The sequence below is a fragment of the Streptomyces sp. HSW2009 genome (assembly GCF_040240285.1).
Lineage (GTDB): Bacteria > Actinomycetota > Actinomycetes > Streptomycetales > Streptomycetaceae > Streptomyces.
In genome coordinates this window covers 1-3,535 of sequence record NZ_JBEHZD010000690.1, presented here as the reverse complement: position 1 = coordinate 3,535, position 3,535 = coordinate 1, and the positions used below count along the sequence as shown (strand labels likewise).

The window sequence follows — 3,535 nt, the reverse complement described above, 5'->3', positions numbered from 1 at the left end:
CCCCCCCCCCCCCCCTCTCTTTTTTTTTTACCCCCCCCCCCACCACCAACAACTACACAGTCTGCGGCGGCGCCCGCGTCTTTTGTTAAACCCCCCCCCCCCGCCCCCCCCCCCCCCCCCCCCGGCTGGTGGCGGCCGTCACCGATCCGGCCGACGCGGCGGCGGTCCGCGCGGCGGGCGCCGAGCCGCGGCCGGTCGCGCACTCCGAGGACGTGCTCAAGGCGGCCGTCCGCGCCCTGGACGCGGCCGGCGACCTGGCGCCTGGCACCGTCGCCGGATGGCGCACCGACCCGGTCGGCAACACCGTCGTGGTCCGGCACCGCACGGCGGACACGGCAGCGGCCCGGGCGTTCGTCCGCGCGGCGGGCGTACGCGCCGAACTCGTGCGGTACGAGCGGGCGCAGCAGGCGCCGCGCCCGCTGCTCGACGTGGTCGGCGGCAACCGCTACTGGACCTCCCAGTACGGCTGCTCGGTCGGGTTCACCGTCAACGACGGGTTCGTCAGCGCCGGCCACTGCGGCGAGGTCGGCGAGCGCACCACCCAGCCCAGCGGCCAGTTCACCGGCTCCAGCTTCCCCGGCGACGACATGGCGCACATACGGGTGGCCGCGGGCAACGCCCTCGTACCGGCGGTCAACCGCTACCGCAACAACGAGCGGGTGACCGTGGCCGGTTCCCAGGAGGCGCCGGTCGGTGCGTCCCTGTGCCGCTCGGGCGGCACCACCGGATGGCACTGCGGCACCGTCATCTCCTGGGACTCCTCCGTCGACTACGGCGACCAAGGCCAGGTCACGGAGTTGTTGGAGACCAATGTGTGTGCCGAGCCCGGCGACTCGGGCGGCTCGGCCATCGCGGGGCAGCAGGCGCAGGGCGTGACCTCGGGCGGTTCGGGCGACTGCACGCGGGGCGGCAGGACCTGGTTCCAGCCGGTCAACGAGATCCTCCAGACCTACCGGGTCACCCTGGCCACCGGCACCGGCCTGACCCTCCACCGCTGATCGCCCCCGGCGCCGACTCCCGCCCGTTCCCCCCGGCGCCGGCTCCCGCTTGATCACTCCAGCACCGGCTCCCGCCGGCCGAGCCACCAGTCGTCGTACGCGCCGCTGCACCCGAGCCGGTCCCGGTAGGCGCCGGCGAGGTGGTGCAGGACCTCTTCCAGGTGCCGGTGCGGGAGGCTGTGCCGGCGGTAGAACAGGTGCAGTTCGAGACGGAGCGGCTGGTCGGCGAGCGGCCGGATGACGATGTGTCCCGGATGGTCGCTGCTGGTGGAGAACGCCGGCGCGATGGCCTGCTCGTCGGCGACCAGCTCCAACACGGTGAACAGGCTGACCGTGCTGTGCCGCTGGTCGAGCGAGACCGCCGCCTCGTGACAGGCGCGGCGCAGATAGCTCGTCCACAGCGTGTAGCCGGGCGGCTCGTCGACCCACGGGAAGTCGGCGAGCCGCTCCAGCGGCACCGGGGCGCCGCCGCGGGCCAGCGGATGGTCATGGGCCAGGGCGATGAACACCGGCTCGTCGGCGTGCACCACCACCCCGCCGACCGCGTCCGGCACCGTGAGCCTGGCCTGCGGCGGCAGATAGACCAGCGCCAGGTCACAGGCGCCCACCGCGAGCCCGTCTACCGCGGCCTGCGGGTCCAGGTCCTCGCGCAGCGCCACCTCGGGGCACCAGGGCAGGCCGCGCAGCCGCCGGGCGAGCGCCACCTGCGGATAGCCGCAGTGGCCGCCGAGGGTCAGCGGGTCGCGCGGCCCGCCCCTGGCCCCCCACGCCTGTGCCCGCTCCCGGATGCCGCTCATGCCGCGCAGCACGCTGTGCGCCTCGGCCAGCACGTCCGCACCGAGCGGGGTGGGCACCGAACCGCTGCGGGTACGGACGAACAGCGTGTCGCCCACACAGCGCTCGATGCGCTGGAGCAGCTTCGACAACGCCGGCTGGGACATCCCGAGTTGGCGCGCGGCCAGCGTGAGGCTGCCGGTGTCGCTGATGGCGGCGATGGCGCGCAGGTGCCGGACTTCCAGTTCCAAGGTGAACCTCCCGTGCGAACGCGGCCGGTGGCCTACCTCGCCGGTCAGCGCCCGGCGCGCGGCTGGTCAGTTCCGGTGCGGGAAACCGTGACGGAAACTCTGCGGGAAACTCTGTGGGAACGAACGGTCCGAGGGTAATCCCAGATCGTCATCAGCCGCGCCTATGCGGACCGGACCACTGTGCCCGGCGCCCGTGCGAACCGCGCTGGTACGGACCGGTTCGTACGCACTCGCCCACGCGGTCGGCTGTCCCGCAGCCGCCCCGTGCCCGCCCGCGCCGGTGGCCCGCCGCCGGTCAGCGCGGCCGGCGGCCCAGCAGGGAGAGGCGGTGCAGGACGAACTCCAGCGGACCGCGGCGGAAGAACCGCGACCAGCCGTACGCGGCGAGGCTCACGCTGGCGATGAAGCCGAGCAGCAGGCCGATGGAGAGGTCGTCGCCCTCGATGTCGACGTGCAGCAGGCGGATGCCCACGATGTGGAAGACGTAGCTGCTGAGCGACATGCTGCCGACCGCGATGACCGGCACGGCGACCCGGCGCAGCCGCGGCAGCAGGTCCATGGCGGTCAGGGCCGCGGCGATCACGGTGAGCGCGACGCCGGTGTTGGCGACGACGGAGAGCGTGGTCTCGCTGTGCGGGGCGGCCAGGAAGAGCAGGCCCGGGTTGAGGTCATCGGGCCACTCGTCGGTATCGGCCCACCAGCCGTGCGGCATCCCGGCCCGGCCCCCGACCGCCGGGACCTGGAGCGCCAGCCAGGAGACGCCGTAGCCGAACGCGGCGAGCGCCGGCCCCAGCACCGCGAGCCGGGCCCGTACCCGCGGGGCGCGCAGGTCGAGCCGGCCGACGGCCATGCCGGCGAGCACGAACGGCAGCCAGGCCAGCGCCGGATAGTTGCCGGTGACCAGGAGCCGGGTCAGGCCCTCGCCCTCGGCGTAGTGCGCGAGCGGGTCATGGGCGGCGATGCCCCGCTCCAGCGCACTGTCCCAGAACACCTGTTGCCCCACGTACCACAACTGCGGCCCCACCAGCGCCCAGCCGACCGCGAGTGCGGCCAGCGCCCGGCTGGTCAGCCGTACGAACGGCAGGGCGAGCAGGAAGTACAGGCCGTAGTAGGCGAGGATCACCTCGACCTTGGTGCCACTGGCCGTCAGTACGCTGCCGAAGGCGAGCAGCACCAGGGCGCGGAGGGCGATCCGCAGCGCGGCCCGCCGCCCGTCGCGGGCGCTGGGCGGCGGCTGCCGACCCGCGAGGAAGACCAGCGTCACCCCGGCGAGCACCGCGAACAGCGCCGATGACCTGCCGTGCGCCAACTCAAGGAGGAAGCCGCTGGGTTCACCGAGCTCGGGCTCGGGCCCCAGGTGCGCCGCGTACATGCCGAAGACGGCCAGCCCGCGCGCGAGATCGAGCCCCACGAGCCGCACCGCACCGCCGCCCGCGCCGGCGCGGGGGGGGGCCCCGCCGCCGTCGCAGACCGGGCCGGGGCGGGGGGTGGGGGTGGTGGGGCCGGGGGGGG

Annotated in this window: 3 protein-coding genes; 1 reads left to right on the top strand and 2 read right to left on the bottom strand. The window is 74.5% G+C overall.

Annotation, left to right across the window (positions count from 1 at the left end):
* Positions 1-128: 128 nt before the first annotated feature.
* The gene (locus tag AAHZ94_RS30805) at positions 129-998 is read left to right on the top strand and encodes a S1 family peptidase (protein WP_349997016.1); all 870 of its coding nucleotides are present in this window, start codon (positions 129-131) and stop codon (positions 996-998) included.
* Between the two features lie 53 nt (positions 999-1,051).
* On the opposite strand, the gene AAHZ94_RS30800 is transcribed toward AAHZ94_RS30805, so the two are convergent.
* Together AAHZ94_RS30800 and AAHZ94_RS30795 are read right to left on the bottom strand one after the other, a co-directional pair.
* Positions 1,052-2,023: a LysR family transcriptional regulator gene (locus tag AAHZ94_RS30800; RefSeq protein WP_349997015.1), complete on the bottom strand. Its 972-nt coding sequence runs from the start codon at positions 2,021-2,023 to the stop codon at positions 1,052-1,054.
* A gap of 295 nt (positions 2,024-2,318) precedes the next feature.
* The coding region (locus tag AAHZ94_RS30795) for a DUF418 domain-containing protein (RefSeq protein ID WP_349997014.1) at positions 2,319-3,535 on the bottom strand (1,217 nt) is incomplete at its 5' end.